A 16131-nucleotide genomic window follows, 5' to 3' on the forward strand; every position below is an offset into this window, starting at 1 on the left:
GTTATTCCAGCATCTCGGGTGACACCACCCACACACTGCAGGGCATGCGGTACAGCAGCGTTTCAGTGGTACTGCCCAGCAGCCGCGACAGACCGTGATGACCGACCCGGCCCATGACGATCACGTCGATGTTGTAGGCGTCGGCGAAGCTGGACAACACCTTCGCCGGGTTGCCCAGAATCATGTGGCGCTGTTCCGGCGGGATGCCGTTACGCGCCGCCAGGTCGTTGAAGGCTTCGCCCTGGGCGGCGAACAGCTGCTTGGCCGCCTGCGACGAGAAGAACGCCGCGCCACTGCCGAACTCATATTCCTGGGTGGCCAGGTCGGACAAGTCATGGGCGTAAACCATCTGCACATCGGCCTCGCAGGCCGTCGCCAATTTGCTCGCTTCATGCAGGATGCGGTCGTTGAGGCCCTGGTAGCGACCGTCGCGGTGGAATGGATCGACCGCCGCCACGATCCTGCGTGGCAGAGCGTGATGCACGCCGTGCACAAAGTGCAGCGGTACGGGGCATTCGCGCAGCAGGTGCACATCCATCGGCGTGAACATCAAGCGCGAGAGTCGCGACTCATGGGCCAGTGCCTTGATCACCAGGGCCATGGGTTCTTCCTTGAGGCGAATCAACAGCTCCTTGAGCGGATCATCGACCCAGGCCACCTCGGTAGTCACCGTCAGCCCCAGTTTGCGCAACGGCCGCGCCTGGTCTTCAAGCCATTGGTGATGGCGCTCCACATAGCCCAGACGCATCTGCTCCAGGGCCTGTTCGTTGACCAATCCAGCGGTGGCCAGACCTTCCAGGTAGTCGAACGCCAGAATATGCAAGGCGGCGCCTTCGGCCTTGGCCAACGCGGCGGCGCGCTCGAAAGCGGGGCTGTGTTCCATCAACGGTGAAACCAGCAGCAAGAAACGGGCTTGAGCAGACATGTGCGATCTCCCTTGGATTACCAGTGGCATCTAGGGTCGATCATGGCCCCGACCGTTGGGCGGCGTTTGATCTGCATCAAGTCGCCGCCACGCCGGGCGGAGCGAGCGACGTGCGGTCAACGAGGGGATCGTTGATGATAATCAACGCGGCGTGCGGCATCCTGGCGCAGACTGCGAAGAGCGATGCCGGTCCGGGCGTCCATCGAAGCCGAGAGGTTGTTTATGTCCATCACGCCAGGGGTGCTGTTATGAGCCAGACCTTGGGCCTGGCCGGCGCCGCTGCGGCGTTGGGTATTGGCATGCTGGTGGGGCTTGAGCGCGAACGCCACAAGGGCGAAGGCGAGCATCGCGATTTTGCCGGGTTGCGCACCTATTCGATCACCGCATTGCTCGGTTATGTGACCCAGCAGGTCGGCGGCGCCTTGCTGTTGGGCCTGATCGCGCTGTGCCTGGCGCTGCTGGTCAGTACCGCGTACTGGAAAAGCCAGGCCAAAGACCCGGGCATCACCAGCGAAGTGGCGTTGTTCACCGTGCTGGTACTGGGCGCCCTGTGCGGCGCGGCGCCCGAGTTGGCCACGGCGATTGGGGTGGTGATGGCTGGATTGCTGGTCTATCGACAGAAACTGCACGAATTCGCCCGCAGCCAACTGAGCGACGCTGAAATGCGCGACGGCCTGTTGCTGCTGGTGGTAGCGCTGGTGGTCTTGCCGCTGGTGCCGGACCGCTTTATCGGCCCTTATGCAGCGATCAATCCGCGCACCATCTGCACCTTGACCGTACTGCTGATGGCGGTCGGCGCCCTGGGGCATGTGGCGGTGCGGGCGTTGGGCCCGCGGTATGGCTACGCGGTCGGTGCCATTGCGTCCGGGTTCGCCTCCAGCACCGTGACCATCGCCGCCATGGGCCATATCGCCGCCAGGGAACCGCAGCAGTTGCGCACGCTGGCGGCTGCGGCGGTTTTCTCCAACCTGGCCACGGTGGCGCAGGTGGCCTTGATTCTGGGCACGGTAGAGCCGGCGTTGCTGGCGCAAATGGCCTGGCCGTTGCTGGCCGGTTTTGTCGCCATCGCGGCTTACGGCATTTGCCTGATGCTGCGCACCCCCACGTCGGCCGCCAGCGAGGCTATCAAGGTGGGCGGTGCATTCGATCTCAAACTGGCGTTAATCATGGTGCTGATGATGACCGGCATTACGTTTGTCTCATCGGCGATGCTGTATTACTTCGGCGAATGGGGCGTAATGGTCACCGCCACCCTCAGCGGCTTCGCTGACGCGCATGCGTCTACAGCTTCGATTGCCGCCCTGACCGCCAGCGGCCAATTGGCCGTGCAGGCGGCGCCGATTCCGGTGTTGTTGGCGGTCAGTTGCAATTCCCTGAGCAAGTGCCTGGTGGCCTGGGTCAGCGACGGCCGCCGCTTTGCCGGCTATGTGATTGGCGGCCAAGCATTGCTGACCGCCGCGACATGGCTGGGCCTACTGATCGGTTGAAACGGCTCAAAGAGGGATGTGCAACGTGGCCCGCAGCCCGCCGCCGGCACGGTTGTCCAGACGGATCTGACCGCCCAGGCGCTGGGCGATGGTGTGGACGATGGTCAAGCCCAGGCCTGCACCGTGGGCATTGCCACGGCTGTAGAAGCGCTCGAACAAGCGCTCGCGGTCCTGTTCGTCGATCCCGGGGCCCTGATCGTCCACCGTCAGCTCGAATGCCGTGTCGGTTTTGTGCAACCCGACGGTAATTACACCCTGTTCCGGAGAGAAATTCGCCGCGTTGGTCACCAGGTTGGTCAGGGCGATCGCGATGGCCGCGCCGTCGGTGGTCACGGTGCAAGGGGCATCGTCCGCGTCGAACGCCAGTTCCAGGCCCTTGCTCAACAGCCAGGGCGTGAGTTGGATCAGGCTGTCGCGCACGGCGGCGGTAAGGTCCAGGGGCTGTAAGGGCGGTTGCCCCGCGCTCGGCTCCAGGCGCGCCATGGTCAGCAACTGGTTGACCAGGCGGCTGGTACGGTCCACGCCAGTGATCAGGAAGGCCAGGGATTCGCGGCGTTCAGCCTCGGTGCCGGCCTCCAGCAGGTTTTGCGCATGCACCCGCAGCACCGCCAGCGGGGTTCGCATTTCGTGGGCCGCATCGGCGATAAAGCGTCGTTCGCGACCCAGCAGGTCCTGGAGCTGCGCGAGCATACGGTTCAGCGCGGCCTGCATGGGTTCCAGTTCGGTGGGCAAGGGCGTCAGTTGCATCGGCTCCAGGGAGCCGGAGTGCCGGGCGCGTAACGTCGCGGCCATATCAGCCAGGGGCTTGAGCCCCCAACCGATGGCCAGCCAGACCATCATCGCCAGGATCAGGCTGCCCAGCACGTTCGGCCACAAGGTGTGGCGCACGATACGACCGACCAGGTCGGCGCGCACGTCGTCGCGTTCGCCGACCCAGATGCGCAGGCCGCTGTTCTTGTCCTTGAGCAAAAAACCGCGCCATTGCCGGCCATTGAGGTCGTCCACATTGCTGTAGCCGGGCTGTTCGGGCGGAGTGGCGAACGTGGGAGCGCTGGAGGTGAACACCAGGCGTTCGCCCTGGGGGCTCCAGACCTGGAAAGCCACCTTGCTTTCGTATGGATGCCCGTCGACTTTGGGGTTGGCCTCGGCCAGCGCCTTGTTGAAGGCGCGGTACAGGTCGGCTTGCTGCTCGTTCGCCAGCGGCAGGCTCATCAGGCCTTGTAGCAACCGGGCGTTTTGCGCCAGTTGCGCATCGTAGACTTCGGCAATTTCGTGGTTGCTGTCATGCAGGTTCAATGCGCTGATCAGCAAAAAACCGCCGAGCAGCAGGCCGATAATCAAGGTCAGGGTGCGGCGGCGAATCGAGGTCACACGCGATCCTCCACCAGATAACCCACGCCGCGCACAGTGCGGATCAATTCGCTGGAGAACTTTTTGCGCAAGTGGTGGATATGCACCTCCAGGGTGTTGCTTTCGGCTTCTTCGTTCCAGCCATACAGCAACTGGATCAACTGGTCGCGGGTCATGACCCGCCCCGGGGGCGAAAGCAGTTCATGCAGCAGTTGGTATTCCTTGGGGGTCAGCGACACCGGTTGATTGTGATAACTGACTTGCTGGGTGCTGGGGTCCAGGCAAATGCCCGCATGTTCGATCAGCACCCGCGCCCGGCCGGCGCTGCGCCGCAGCAGGGCGCGCAAGCGGGCCTTGAGTTCGGCCAGGTCGAAGGGCTTGATCAGGTAATCGTCGGCACCGGCGTCGAGCCCGGCGATGCGGTCTTCGGTGGCATCCCGCGCGGTCAGGATCAGCACCGGTACGGTGGCACCGCTGTCGCGCAGGCGGCGCAGCACCTCCAGCCCGCCCATGCGCGGCAGGCCGAGGTCGAGCACCACCACGTCGAAGGTTTCGCTGAGCAGGGCATGCAGGGCGCTGCTGCCGTCCTTCAACCAGTCGACGGTGTACCCCTCGCGCGCCAAAGCCTGGTGAATCCCTCCGCCCAGGGCTTCGTCATCCTCGATCAGTAATAGACGCACGCGCGCTCCTGTCAGTTGAGTTGCTTGGCGATCTCGGCCAACAGGCTCTCGATCTCTTTGCGCCGCCCGGCGTCGGCGCGTTCCCGACCTGGGCGGGGAGCCGCCAGTAGGGCCTTTTGCAGGGCGTCGCGGGCTTGGTCATAACGTTTTTGCCGGTACAGGTGATCGCCCCAGAAGTACAGACTATCAATGCCTGTCGGGTTGACTTGCAAGGCCTGTTTAAGCAACTGCTCGGCCTTGTCGGCGTCACCGAAACCAATCGGCCAGCCCGGAACGCGATCGTACAGCGCCGCCAGGCTGGTATAGGCCGAGCCTTGCAGGGCGGTGGGGTCGAGGCCGAGCGCGCGCTCCAGGTCGGCCTTGGCGGTCTTGGCCTTGCTCAACGCCCCGAGTCCGCCCTGGGCACCGGCCCAACTGCTGGTGACGATACCCGACCAGATCCAGGCTTCGGCGGCCTGCGGACGGGCCTGGGTGAAGGCATTCGCCTGGCCGGCCAGTTGCTCGAAGGCCTGGGTGCGTTGTGCCTCAGGCAGGCCGTATTGGATCTCGGCCCAGCGTTGTTGGATCGTGGTCAGCCGTTGCTGGTCGGCGGCGTCCAACGCCCAGGTGAGGGGGCTCAGGGCACTGAGCACAAGGGCGGCAATCAGTGTTCTCATGGGGTTAGTCCTTGTTAACAGGGTTATCGCTCAAGCGGCGCACCAGCGGCAGTTGTTTACGCAGGCCACGGTCGACCAGCTTCGGCAGCAGGCTGTTGAGGCGCACGAAGAAACGCTCCGGCCAGCCCAGGTACAGGTCGCGACGGTCGTCCACAATCGCCTTGATCACTGCCGACGCCACGGTGTGCGGGTCGTCGACGTTGGACTTGAGCGCCTCGTTCAGGGCCTCGGCCGCCGCGCTGTTCATTGAGGTGCGGGTGGCGCGCGGCGCTACGTACAGCACGCCGACGTGGGTGTCGGCCAGTTCGCGGCGCAGGGCTTCGGAAAACCCGCGCAAGGCAAACTTGGTCGCGCAGTAGGTGGCATAACCGGGGTAGCCGATGGAGCCATAGGTGGAACCGACATTGACCACCCTGGCGCCCGCCGCTTGTTTGAGCATCGGCAACAGCAGCCGAGTCAGACAGATCGGCGCGCCGATATTCAACGCGAGCATCTGGTTGATCTCGGCGTCGTCCAGTTGCTCAAGCATGGCGAAGTGGTTGATCCCGGCGGTATTGATCAGCAGGTTGATACCGCCGATGGCTTCGGCCGCCGCCAGTACCTTGCGCCGGTCGGCCAGGAATGTCAGGTCGGCGCTGACCCAGCACAACTGCTGCGGGTATTGCGCAAGCAGCACATCCAGCGGCGCACGGTGGCGCGCCACCGCCAGTACCTGCGCGCCACTGGCGCACAGCATCGCCGCTATCGCCAGGCCGATGCCGCCGCTGGCGCCGGTCAGCACCACTCGGGCCTCAGACAGGCGCATGGGTGGTCTCCCCGAGGCGTGGCAGGTTGCGGAACATATCGGTATAGAGCGCGTAGACCACCTTGGACGCACGGATCACCGCGGCTTGATCCTCCGGGTCGTCGAGACGGTTCATCAGGCCGCGATAGGTCTGCATATGGCCGATATCCAACGCCCCGTGGGAGTTCAGATAACTGAACGCCTCGGGCGGCAGCTGCAGGCGCTCGCGGATGCTGCCAGCGGCGTGGGTGGCCAGGGCGATACTGGTGCCTTCCAGTACGTTGACCATGCCGAACAGGCCGACCGGGTTATCGCGGGCGATCAGGTCGTAGAGGTAGCTGACCATCAGCTCAATGGGCAAGCCAGGGCGACCATCGCGCACGGCGAGCCTGTCACCGCCGCAGGCCTCGATATCATCCAGTACCCAATGTTCATGGCCGTATTCGTCTTCGATGTACTCGCACACCGCCTTGCGCAGCCATTCCAGGCGTGACGGCAAGCGTGCGCCGCAGGCCATCATCAACGGCACTGTGTGGCGGACGTGGTAATAGGCCTGGGCCAGAAAGGCGCGGTAGCTGTCGAGGCTGACCTTGCCTTCCAGGGCGTCGCGAATGATCGGCAGGCTGAACAATGCCTGGCGTTCGTGCTGGGTGGCGTCTTGCAGGGTGTCGAAGAAATTCACGATGGCGTGTCCTCATTCAAAGGTTGAGTAAAGTGGGCGTGGTAACGGGCGACGATGGCGTCGCGCCGAGGCCGGCCATTGGCGGTGAGCAGGCCGTTGGCGGCGGTGAAGGGGGCGTCCAGGCGCGTCCATTGGTGGACCTGGGCATAGTCCGGCAGGCCGGCATTGGCCTCGGCCACAGCGGCGGCCAGTTGGGCGTCGCTGCAGTCGGCGCGATGGGGCCAGAGCAGGGCGTGGTTGTGGGGCAGGGCTTCGCCGTAGACGAATGCTTGGGCAATGTCGCCGCCCTGGGTCAGTTCGGCCTCGACCCAATCCGGGTTGACGTTGCGCCCGTAACTGGTGACGAACTGGTGTTTCTTGCGCCCCTTGAGGTACAGAAAACCATCTTCGTCGAAGGCCCCCAGATCACCACTGGGCCACCAGGTGTCGGGCTGTTCGGTCTGGCCGAGGTAACCGAGCAGGGTCGAGCCTTTGATCAGCACTTCACCATCCTCGGCCAGGCGGATATCCACATGGGGCAGGGGCCTTCCGACGCTGCCCGGGCGCTGCGCCTGCGGCACGTTGAGGCTGACCACCGAGGCGCACTCCGACAGCCCGTAGCCTTCGAAAACCGGCATGCCCAACTGCTGGGCACGCTGCAACAAGGCCTTGGACACACGGGCGCCGCCCACGGCGGCAAAGCGCAAGCCCCGGGGGCTGAAAGCCTTTTGCTCGGCGGCGATGACCAGCATCAGCAGCAGTTGCGGCACCAGGATCAGGCTGTGGGGTTGGCGCGCGGCCAGGCAACCGAGCAATTGCGCCGCATCCACCGCACTGGCGCCCTGAATACCCAGGCTTTTTTGGCTCGGCACACTCAAGGTGGCGCCGGCATACAACGCGGCGTAGCAGCCCAGGTTCTCCAGCAGAATCGCCAGGGGCAGCAGCGCCAGGTGATGGCGCGGTTCATTGACGTGACTGGCCTGGTACAGCTCGCGGGCTACCCGCAGCAGGCTCTCGCCACTCAGGCATACGCCTTTGGGCGCGCCGGTGGTGCCGGAGGTGAAGGTGACTTTGGCGGTGCCCAGGGGCATTGAGGGTCGCCCGTCGAAATGCCGGCACCAGAAATCGCCGACCTTGTGGTAGCCCAGACCCTCCAGCTCCTGGCTCAGATAGGGTTCGGCGATGACCCGCTCGGCGTGGCTTTGCTCCAGGCAGTGGGCACGCTGAGCCGCGCTGAAGAACGGTGGCAACGTCAGGCAGGTCAGGCCCTCGAACAGCACCGCCAGGTCCCAGAGCATGGCATCGACGCCATTGTCCAAGGCCAGCGCCACGACCTGTACGCCCTCATCGCGCAGACGTTCGCGCCGATAGGCCACCTCGGCGAACAACGTGGCGTAGTCCATTTTCAGTGAGTCGCCCCACAAAGCGATGGCACCGTCGTTACGTTCGGCATGGCCACGCAGCACGGCGTGGAATCGCAGGGTTTCAGGCGACATGGCAAGTGTCCTCAAGGGTGGTAGGCAGGCCCAAGCGCGAAAACAGGCCCATGTTGCGCAAATGCGTGAAGCCGGCGCGGATATTGCCCACATGCACCCACGGCTGGCTTTCGTAATAACGGCCCCAGTTAAGGCGCTCATCGCCCAAGCGTTGCGGGTCGGCGGCACACAGGGTCACGGGCTTGAGCCCAAGGCGATGGAAGCTGTTGACCAGCCCCGCGTTGCCGGTAAAGGCCACCCACTCCAGCCCCCCCATGGCCAATAACCAAGTGATGGCAATGATGCTCAGGCGTGCACTGCCGTTATCACTGGCGGCCAGGTTGCCGACCTCGGCGATGGCGCGCCGCTCCACTGGCTGGCCGGCAGCGGCGCAGACCAAGGCCTCGATCGGATGATCCAGGTAGTGCTCCAAAAACAGCGCTTCGCTGCGGGCCAGGCGTACCCCGGCGACGGCGCACAACTCGCCGTCGGCCTGGCTGACGCCAAACAATTGCGGCATGAAGTGGCGGATGTCTGCGCCATGGGCCAGGCGAAAGCGCTGCTGGATGAACGCTTCGAAGACCGGGCGCCGAGGGTCGTCGGGCAGGGCGCGGCTCAGGTGCAGCGGGGCGCTGTCGGCGTGGCCGAACAGCAGGGGCAACGGGATGTTCCAGTTGAAATCGGGCATTTGGCGGTTCGCCTCCCACGTCAAGTTGGGAGGAGTATCAGCAGCCTTTCTTAACGAAGTCTGAAGGTGGGCGTAAACATCGTCGTTCGGTCTTCAGACTGGCTTAAGACTGCCAGGGCAGGGTGGCGCGGACTTTCCAGGCCGGCCTCGGCCAACACTTCCTCAAAGGCGACTTTTCCATGAACCAATATTGGGTAACGCAGCGCTACGCCCGGTTATCGATGACCCTGCACTGGCTGATGCTGGCGCTGTTTGTCGGTGTCTATGCCTGCATCGAAATCAAAGGCCTGCTGCCTCGCGGCAGTGTGGCGAGGAGCTTCATGGCGGGCACTCATGGGCTGCTGGGGATGGGTATTTTCCTGTTGGTGTGGGTGCGCTTGCTCGGGCGTCTGGCTCCTCGTCCGGCCATCGTGCCGCGGCCTCCCATCTGGCAAACGGCGTTGGCGCACCTGATGCACCTGGCCCTGTATGGCTTGATGATCGTGACGCCGCTGCTGGCCTGGCTGATGCTTAGCGCCGGGGGCAAAACCCTGCCGTACTTCGAGTGGTCCTTGCCCGCCCTGGTGGCGATGGACCCGGACCAAGCCAAGGTGTTCAAGCACTGGCATGAGTGGCTGGGCAATGCCGGTTATTGGCTGATCGGCCTGCATGCGGCCGCCGGGCTGTTCCATCACTACTGGGTGCGCGACAACACGCTGATACGCATGCTGCCTAAATCGCGTAATCGCTGAAGTTGCGACAAATCAGCTTGATGAAACGTTTCTTCTAGCGACAAATGGCGCACGCAAGCGCTTGCGTAAGTAAATGTATCTGATTAGAGTCGGTGCCAATCGGCTCTGATCCAAAGGGGGCCGAACGACAAAAATAATAAAACCAGGAGCTCAGACATGAGCCTTGAACCCTTGCTGGAGATGCAGGGCATCAGCAAAACCTTCAACGGTTTGCGCGTGCTCAAAAATGTCGGCCTGAAGGTTTACCCCGGCGAAATCCACGCCTTGATGGGGGAGAACGGCGCCGGCAAATCCACTTTGATGAAAATCCTCTCCGGCGCTTATCAGGCCGATCCCGGCGGTGAAATCCGCATCGGCGGCGAGCCCATCGCCACGTTCAATCCCGCCACCGCCAAAGCCCTCGGCATCGCCGTGATCTACCAGGAACTGAGCCTGTGCCCGAACCTGAGCGTGGCTGAGAACATTTACCTGGGCCGTGAACTACGGCGTGGTTGGACCATTGACCGCGCCGGCATGCAGGACGGCTGCGTCGAGGTGCTGCAACGCCTGGGCGCCGAATTCACCCCGGCCACGCGGGTCAGCAGCCTGTCGATTGCCGAGCGCCAACTGGTGGAGATCGCCCGCGCTTTGCATGCCCACGCCAAGATCCTGGTGATGGACGAGCCCACCACGCCGCTGTCGTCCCGCGAAACGGATCGCCTGTTCGCGTTGATCAAACAGCTGCGCAGCCAAGGCCTGGCGATCATCTATATCAGCCACCGCATGGCCGAGATCTACGAGCTGTCGGACCGTGTATCGGTGCTGCGCGACGGCCAGTACATCGGCGAACTGACCCGCGAGGCGCTGTCGGCCGAGGTGCTGGTGAAAATGATGGTGGGCCGCGACTTGTCAGGGTTCTATAAAAAGGACCACGCGGCGTACGACCCCGGCGCCGTGGTGATGCGCGTGCGCGACATGGCCGACGGCAAACGCGTGCGCCAGTGCAGTTTCGACCTGCATGCCGGTGAGGTGCTGGGCATTGCCGGGCTGGTGGGGGCAGGGCGCACCGAGCTGGCGCGCCTGATCTTCGCCGCCGACCCGCGCACCAGCGGCACCCTGGAAGTGGTGGGCAAGACCGTCACCCAACTGCGCACCCCGGCGGACGCGATTCGTGCCGGCGTGGTGTACCTCACCGAAGACCGCAAGGCCCAGGGCCTGTTCCTCGACATGAGCGTGGCCGACAACATCAACGTCTGCGCCTGTGTGCCGGATGCCCGCGCCGGTGGTGTGCTCGACCGGGCGCACGCCGCGCAACGCTCGAATGACGCGATCAAGTCGCTGTCGATCCGCGTGGCGTCGGGCAAGGTCAACGTCGGCGCGTTATCCGGTGGCAACCAGCAGAAAGTCCTGCTGGCGCGCTTGCTGGAGGTCAAGCCCCATGTGCTGATCCTCGACGAACCCACCCGTGGCGTGGACATCGGCTCCAAATCCGAGATCTACCGCATCATCAATCAGCTGGCGCTGGCCGGGGTGGGCATTGTGGTGATTTCCAGCGAGCTGCCGGAAATCATCGGCACCTGCGACCGCGTGCTGATCATGCGCGAAGGCCAATTGGTGGCCGAAGTCGGCGGGGCTTCCGGCCACGCTATTTCCCAGGAACGTATTATCGACCTCGCCACCGGTGGCGATCAGGTGGCTGCCCATGGCTGACTCAAACAACACAATGACCCTCACACCCATAGGCAAAGCCGAACGCGCCCGCGAGCTGATGCGCACGGTCGGCATGTTGCCGGTGCTGGTGTTGCTGCTGGTGGGCTTTGCCCTGGCCAGTGAAAACTTCCTGACCTTGCAGAACCTGTCGATCATCACCCAGCAAGCCTCGGTGAACGTGGTGTTGGCGGCGGGCATGACCTTTGTGATTCTCACTGCCGGCATCGACCTGTCGGTGGGCGCGATCCTGGCGGCGTCGGCGGTGGTGGCGTTGCAGGCGTCGATGTCGCCGCAATTCGGTATGTTCGGGATCGCCGCCGGTATCGGCTTCGGGCTGTTACTCGGGCTGGTCAACGGTGGGCTGATCGCCTTTATGCGCCTGCCGCCGTTTATCGTCACCCTCGGCGCGCTCACTGCCATGCGTGGGCTGGCGCGGCTATTGGCCGACGACAAGACGGTGTTCAACCCGGATCTGCCGTTTGCGTTTATCGGTAACGACTCGATCCTTGGCGTGCCATGGCTGGTGGTGATTGCCGTGGCGGTGGTGGCGCTGTCGTGGTTTATCCTGCGCCGCACGGTGATGGGCGTGCAGATCTATTCGGTGGGCGGCAACCCAGAAGCGGCGCGGCTGTCGGGGATCAAGGTGTGGAAGGTGCTGTTGTTCGTCTACGCCATGTCCGGTGCGCTGGCCGGGCTGGGCGCGGTGATGAGCGCTTCGCGCCTGTTTGCCGCCAACGGCCTGCAACTCGGGCAATCCTACGAGCTGGATGCGATTGCCGCGGTGATCCTTGGCGGCACCAGCTTTACCGGCGGCGTCGGCACCATCGGTGGCACGCTGATCGGCGCGCTGATCATTGCCGTGCTCACCAATGGCCTGGTGCTGCTGGGGGTGTCGGATATCTGGCAATACATCATCAAAGGCATCGTGATCATTGGCGCGGTGGCACTGGACCGTTATCGCCAGTCCGGCGCGCGCACCTGATTTATCTCCTACAACAATCACAAGAGAGAAGCGCATGAACCTTAAACGCATCGTTCCCGTCATCGCCCTGGCCGCCCTGATGTCCCAGGCAGTACAGGCCCGTGAACTCAAAGCGCTGGGCATCAGCATGGGCTCGCTGGGCAACCCGTATTTCGTAACCCTGGCCGACGGTGCCACGGCGCGCGCCAAGGCGTTGAACCCCGACGTCAAGGTGACCTCGGTGTCCGCCGACTATGACCTGAGCAAACAGTTTTCCCAGATCGACAACTTCATCTCGTCCAAGGTCGACTTGATACTGCTCAACGCCGTCGACCCCTCGGCCATGGCCTCGGCGATCAAGAAAGCCCGCGACGCCGGCATCGTCGTAGTCGCCGTGGATGTGGACGCCAAGGGCGTGAACGCCACCGTACAGACCGACAACGTCGAAGCCGGCAAGCTGGCCTGCCAATACCTGGTGGACAAGCTCTCGGGCAAAGGCAATGTGATTATCCAGAATGGCCCGCAGGTCACCGCCGTGACCGACCGCGTCAAGGGCTGCAAAGCCGCATTGGCCGGCGCGCCGGACATCAAGGTGCTGTCCGACGATCAGGACGGTAAAGGTTCGCGCGAAGGCGGGCTGAACGTGATGCAGGGCTATCTCACCCGTTTCCCGAAAATCGACGGCCTGTTCGCGATCAACGACCCCCAAGCCATCGGTAGCGACCTGGCAGCCAAGCAGCTCAAGCGCAGCGGCATCATCATCACCTCGGTGGATGGCGCGCCGGACATCGAAAATGCACTGAAGAGCGATACGCAGATCCAGGCCTCCGCCAGCCAGGACCCGTGGGCCATGGCCCAGACCGCCGTGGATGTAGGCAATGACATTCTCAACGACAAAGCCCCGGCCGACGCGGTGACGTTGCTCACGCCGAAACTGATCACCCGCGACAATGTCGGCAGCTACAGCGGCTGGTCGAGCAAACACTGAGTCCGTCAGAGGAACCGTGCCATGGTCACCATGGACGATGTGGCAAGCCGCGCCGGGGTGTCGACTTCAACCGTTTCCCATGTGGTGAACGGCACCCGTAAAGTCAGCGCGGCGACGGTGCTGGCGGTGCAGCGTGCGATCCAGGATCTGGGTTATATCCCCAACACCCTGGCGCGCTCGCTGGCCCGTTCCAGCACCAGCACCATTGGCGTGGCGATTTCGGCGCTGTCCAATCACTACTTCAGCGAGACCGTGCACGCGATTGAAACCGAGTGCGCCAAGCACGGCTACATGATGCTGTTTGTCGACACCCATGATGACCCGCAGCAAGAGTTGCGGGTAGTGACGGCGCTGCATCATCGGCGTGTCGACGGTATTGTGCTGGCGCCGTCGAATGGGTCCCTGGCCCTGGAGTACCTGCGTGCCAACCAGATTCCGGCGGTGCTGGTGGATCGGATGATGAGCGCGCAATTTGATCAGGTCGGGGTGGAAAACGCGCGGTCCACGCAAACCTTGATCGAACACCTGATAAGCCACGGACACAGCCGTATCGGCTTTATCGCCGGGCGTGCGGGGTTCAGTACCACGGATGAGCGGGTGGCCGGCTACACGGCGGCGTTGCAGGCGGCGGGGTTGGCCGTTGATCCGCAGCTGTTGGTCAACGGCGGTTCCAGTACCGAGCCGGCTCGTCAGGCCACGGTGCAATTGTTGGGCCTGGAGTCGCCACCGACGGCGATTATGGCCGGTAATAACTTGATGACCCTGGGCGCGATGCACGCTCTGCGTGATGCGTACCTGGAGGTCCCGGCGCAGATGGCGTTGGTGGGGTTTGATGATTTTGATTGGGCAGACTTTTTCGTGCCGCGACTGACCCTGATCGCCCAGCCTGTGCAGGCGTTGGGTGCCCAGGCGGTCAATCTACTGCTGCAACGCATGGCGTCGCCCGCTGCGCCCACCCAGTGTGTGCGCCTGGCACCAACCCTGCGAATACGCAATTCCTGTGGCTGCCACTGATTGGAATCACATACGTATGAACAGTCCGGTTTCCTTGGGCATCGATCTCGGCACCTCTGAACTCAAAGCCATCCTGATGGACCTCGACGGCAACGTCCTGGCCCATGCCGGCGTGCGCCTGAGCGTTTCACGACGCCACAGCGGCTGGTCAGAACAGGCGCCGCAGGATTGGTGGCAAGCCTGTGTGCAGGCGCTGGGCCAGCTGCGCAGCCATCCGGCCTATACCGATGTGGCCTGTATCGGCCTGTCCGGGCAGATGCACGGCGCGGTGCTGTTGGGTGCGGACGACCGGGTGCTGTATCCGGCCATCCTGTGGGATGACTCCCGCGCCGTGGCCGAGGCAGAACGCCTGGGCGTAGATTTCGCCGATGTCACCGGCAGCCTGCCGATGGCCGGGCTTACCGCGCCGAAGTTGCTGTGGCTGCAGGAGCATGAACCAGAGGTGTTCAAGGCCATCGACTGCGTGTTGTCGCCCAAGGATTACCTGCGGTTGTGTCTGACTGGCGAGCGCATCAGCGAGATGTCCGACGCCGCCGGTACGCTGTGGCTGGATGTGGCCCGGCGCGAGTGGTTCATGCCGATGCTGCGCGCCACCGGCCTGGCGCCGTGGCAGATGCCTCGACTGGTTGAAGGCGGCGCGCCAAGCGCGCGGTTGACCGCGACGCAGCTGGGACTGTCGCCCGAGGTGGTGATTGCCGGCGGTGGCGGCGATAACCCGGTGGCAGCGGTGGGCATCGGTGCGGTCCATGCCGGGGACGGTTTCATCACCTTGGGCACCAGCGCGGCGATTGTGGCGATCACTGACCACGCCGCCGGCAACCCGGCCAGCGCGGTACATAGCTTCTGCCATGCGCTACCGGATCGCTGGTACACCATGGGCGCCATGCTCGCCGGTGCCAGTTGCTTACGTTGGGTCACGCGGTTGACCGGGATGGCGGATGAGCAAACCTTGCTAGCGCAGGTCCAGGCGCAATTACCGATCGAACAGGCCGTGCCGCTGCACACGCCGTTGTTCCTGCCGTACCTGGCCGGCGAACGCACGCCGCACAACGACCCCTTGTTGCGCGGCGGCTTTATGGGGCTGGGCCATGACTGCACACCGGCGATGCTCGGCTATGCGGTGATGGAGGGCGTCGGCTTCGGCCTGCTGGATGCGCTGCACGCGGTGCAATCGGCCGGTGCACAGGTCGGCGCCTGCGCTTTGGTAGGCGGCGGCGCGCGCAGCGAGTATTGGGCGCAGTTGCTGGCCAACATCCTGCAACGGGAGATCTACACGTTGCACGGCAGTGAACTGAGCGCCTGCATCGGCGCGGCGAAACTCGGGTTCATGGCAGTGGGCGAGGGCGCAGACTTGCTGGGGGCAGGTATGCCAATCAAGGCGCGCTACTTGCCGGATGCGACACAGCGGGATGTGTTGCAAGCACGCTATCGCCAGTTTCAAGGGCTCCTGAGCGCTGCCAAAACGTTGAGCGCCTGACTTTTTGCGGTGAGGGGGCTTGCCCCCCGATAGCGATGCGTCAGTGACAGTTGGGCTGACTGACCACTGAAGCGAGGGCAAGCCCCCCTCCCGCATTGTGGTCTTAAGTGATTTATTGATCCGCCAATGGCGGCAGTCGACGTTTGACCGGGGTTTTCTTGACGATGGCGGTGTTGGTTTCAGCGTAGGCATTGATACGGTCGAGGAGGGTGTCCAGGTGATCCATGGTGCGCACGTGCAGGCGCGCGATAAAGCAATCTTCGCCCGTCACTTTGTCGCACTCGGTGAATTCGGGAATCGCCTGGATCTGACGTTCTACCTCCTGCAATTTGCCCGGCAACGGGCGGATGCGCACGATGGCTTGCAGCAAATAGCCGAAATGTTTAGGGTCGATGGCGACGGTGTAATGAGTGAGCACACCGCGTTCCTCCAGGCGGCGCAAGCGCTCGCCCACGCTGGGGGAGGACAGCCCGGTGATGCCGGCCAAGGCTTTGAGGGACAGGCGTGAATCGTCCATCAAGGCGGTGATCAGCTGCTGGTCGATGGTATCGAGCATAGGTTTTGC

General features: G+C 63.7%; 15 protein-coding genes and 1 pseudogene. 7 read left to right on the plus strand and 9 right to left on the minus strand.

The annotated features are described in order from the left end of the window. Position 1: 1 nt before the first annotated feature. On the minus strand, positions 2–925 hold the full coding sequence (locus HRH33_RS13855; RefSeq protein WP_167417183.1) for a universal stress protein: 924 nt from the start codon (positions 923–925) through the stop codon (positions 2–4). Between the two features lie 248 nt (positions 926–1173). Between HRH33_RS13855 and HRH33_RS13860 the strand changes: the two genes are divergently transcribed. Beyond that, the gene (locus tag HRH33_RS13860) at positions 1174–2412 is read left to right on the plus strand and encodes an MgtC/SapB family protein (protein ID WP_167417182.1); all 1239 of its coding nucleotides are present in this window, start codon (positions 1174–1176) and stop codon (positions 2410–2412) included. A gap of 6 nt (positions 2413–2418) precedes the next feature. Here the strand turns inward: HRH33_RS13860 and HRH33_RS13865 are convergent, their stop codons facing one another. From HRH33_RS13865 to HRH33_RS13895, 7 genes are read right to left on the minus strand one after another with little or no spacing between them, the layout of a single operon-like run. Continuing rightward, positions 2419–3783, minus strand: a complete 1365-nt coding sequence (locus HRH33_RS13865) for a sensor histidine kinase (protein ID WP_167417181.1) — start codon at positions 3781–3783, stop codon at positions 2419–2421. Further along, positions 3780–4442, minus strand: coding sequence for a response regulator (locus HRH33_RS13870; RefSeq protein ID WP_167417180.1), 663 nt, complete (start codon positions 4440–4442; stop codon positions 3780–3782). Before HRH33_RS13870 ends, HRH33_RS13865 begins: the two co-directional genes overlap by 4 nt. A gap of 11 nt (positions 4443–4453) precedes the next feature. Continuing rightward, complete coding sequence (locus tag HRH33_RS13875) at positions 4454–5098, minus strand: tetratricopeptide repeat protein (protein ID WP_167417179.1); 645 nt, start codon at positions 5096–5098, stop codon at positions 4454–4456. Positions 5099–5102: 4 nt separating this feature from the next. Continuing rightward, complete coding sequence (locus HRH33_RS13880) at positions 5103–5903, minus strand: SDR family oxidoreductase (RefSeq protein WP_167417178.1); 801 nt, start codon at positions 5901–5903, stop codon at positions 5103–5105. After that, on the minus strand, positions 5890–6564 hold the full coding sequence (locus HRH33_RS13885; protein WP_040268316.1) for an iron-containing redox enzyme family protein: 675 nt from the start codon (positions 6562–6564) through the stop codon (positions 5890–5892). The genes HRH33_RS13880 and HRH33_RS13885 overlap by 14 nt, the downstream gene beginning before the upstream one ends. Beyond that, positions 6561–8039 carry an AMP-binding protein gene (locus tag HRH33_RS13890; protein ID WP_040268317.1) on the minus strand — a complete coding sequence of 493 codons (1479 nt, stop codon included), beginning with the start codon at positions 8037–8039 and terminating at the stop codon, positions 6561–6563. The genes HRH33_RS13885 and HRH33_RS13890 overlap by 4 nt, the downstream gene beginning before the upstream one ends. Beyond that, the gene (locus tag HRH33_RS13895) at positions 8029–8706 is read right to left on the minus strand and encodes a thermostable hemolysin (protein WP_167417177.1); all 678 of its coding nucleotides are present in this window, start codon (positions 8704–8706) and stop codon (positions 8029–8031) included. The genes HRH33_RS13890 and HRH33_RS13895 overlap by 11 nt, the downstream gene beginning before the upstream one ends. Positions 8707–8885: 179 nt before the next feature. Here HRH33_RS13895 and HRH33_RS13900 point away from each other — a divergent pair, with 179 nt between their 5' ends. The 6 genes and pseudogenes from HRH33_RS13900 to xylB all read left to right on the plus strand — a co-directional run bounded on the left by HRH33_RS13900 (position 8886) and on the right by xylB (position 15566). After that, on the plus strand, positions 8886–9437 hold the full coding sequence (locus HRH33_RS13900; protein WP_167417176.1) for a cytochrome b: 552 nt from the start codon (positions 8886–8888) through the stop codon (positions 9435–9437). A gap of 156 nt (positions 9438–9593) precedes the next feature. After that, complete coding sequence (locus HRH33_RS13905; protein ID WP_034113700.1) at positions 9594–11126, plus strand: sugar ABC transporter ATP-binding protein; 1533 nt, start codon at positions 9594–9596, stop codon at positions 11124–11126. A 13-nt stretch (positions 11127–11139) separates the two neighbouring features. Next, complete coding sequence (locus HRH33_RS13910) at positions 11140–12108, plus strand: ABC transporter permease subunit (protein WP_094065826.1); 969 nt, start codon at positions 11140–11142, stop codon at positions 12106–12108. 34 nt (positions 12109–12142) lie between these two features. Continuing rightward, positions 12143–13075: an ABC transporter substrate-binding protein gene (locus tag HRH33_RS13915; RefSeq protein ID WP_167417175.1), complete on the plus strand. Its 933-nt coding sequence runs from the start codon at positions 12143–12145 to the stop codon at positions 13073–13075. An 18-nt stretch (positions 13076–13093) separates the two neighbouring features. After that, positions 13094–14089: pseudogene (locus HRH33_RS13920) on the plus strand (LacI family DNA-binding transcriptional regulator); the annotation flags it as partial. 16 nt (positions 14090–14105) lie between these two features. Then, positions 14106–15566, plus strand: a complete 1461-nt coding sequence (gene xylB, locus HRH33_RS13925; RefSeq protein WP_167417173.1) for a xylulokinase — start codon at positions 14106–14108, stop codon at positions 15564–15566. Between the two features lie 112 nt (positions 15567–15678). On the opposite strand, the gene HRH33_RS13930 is transcribed toward xylB, so the two are convergent. Beyond that, on the minus strand, positions 15679–16122 hold the full coding sequence (locus tag HRH33_RS13930; RefSeq protein WP_094065686.1) for an Lrp/AsnC family transcriptional regulator: 444 nt from the start codon (positions 16120–16122) through the stop codon (positions 15679–15681). Positions 16123–16131: the final 9 nt, after the last annotated feature.

The sequence above is a fragment of the Pseudomonas rhodesiae genome (genome assembly GCF_013285305.1).
Lineage (GTDB): Bacteria > Pseudomonadota > Gammaproteobacteria > Pseudomonadales > Pseudomonadaceae > Aquipseudomonas > Aquipseudomonas rhodesiae.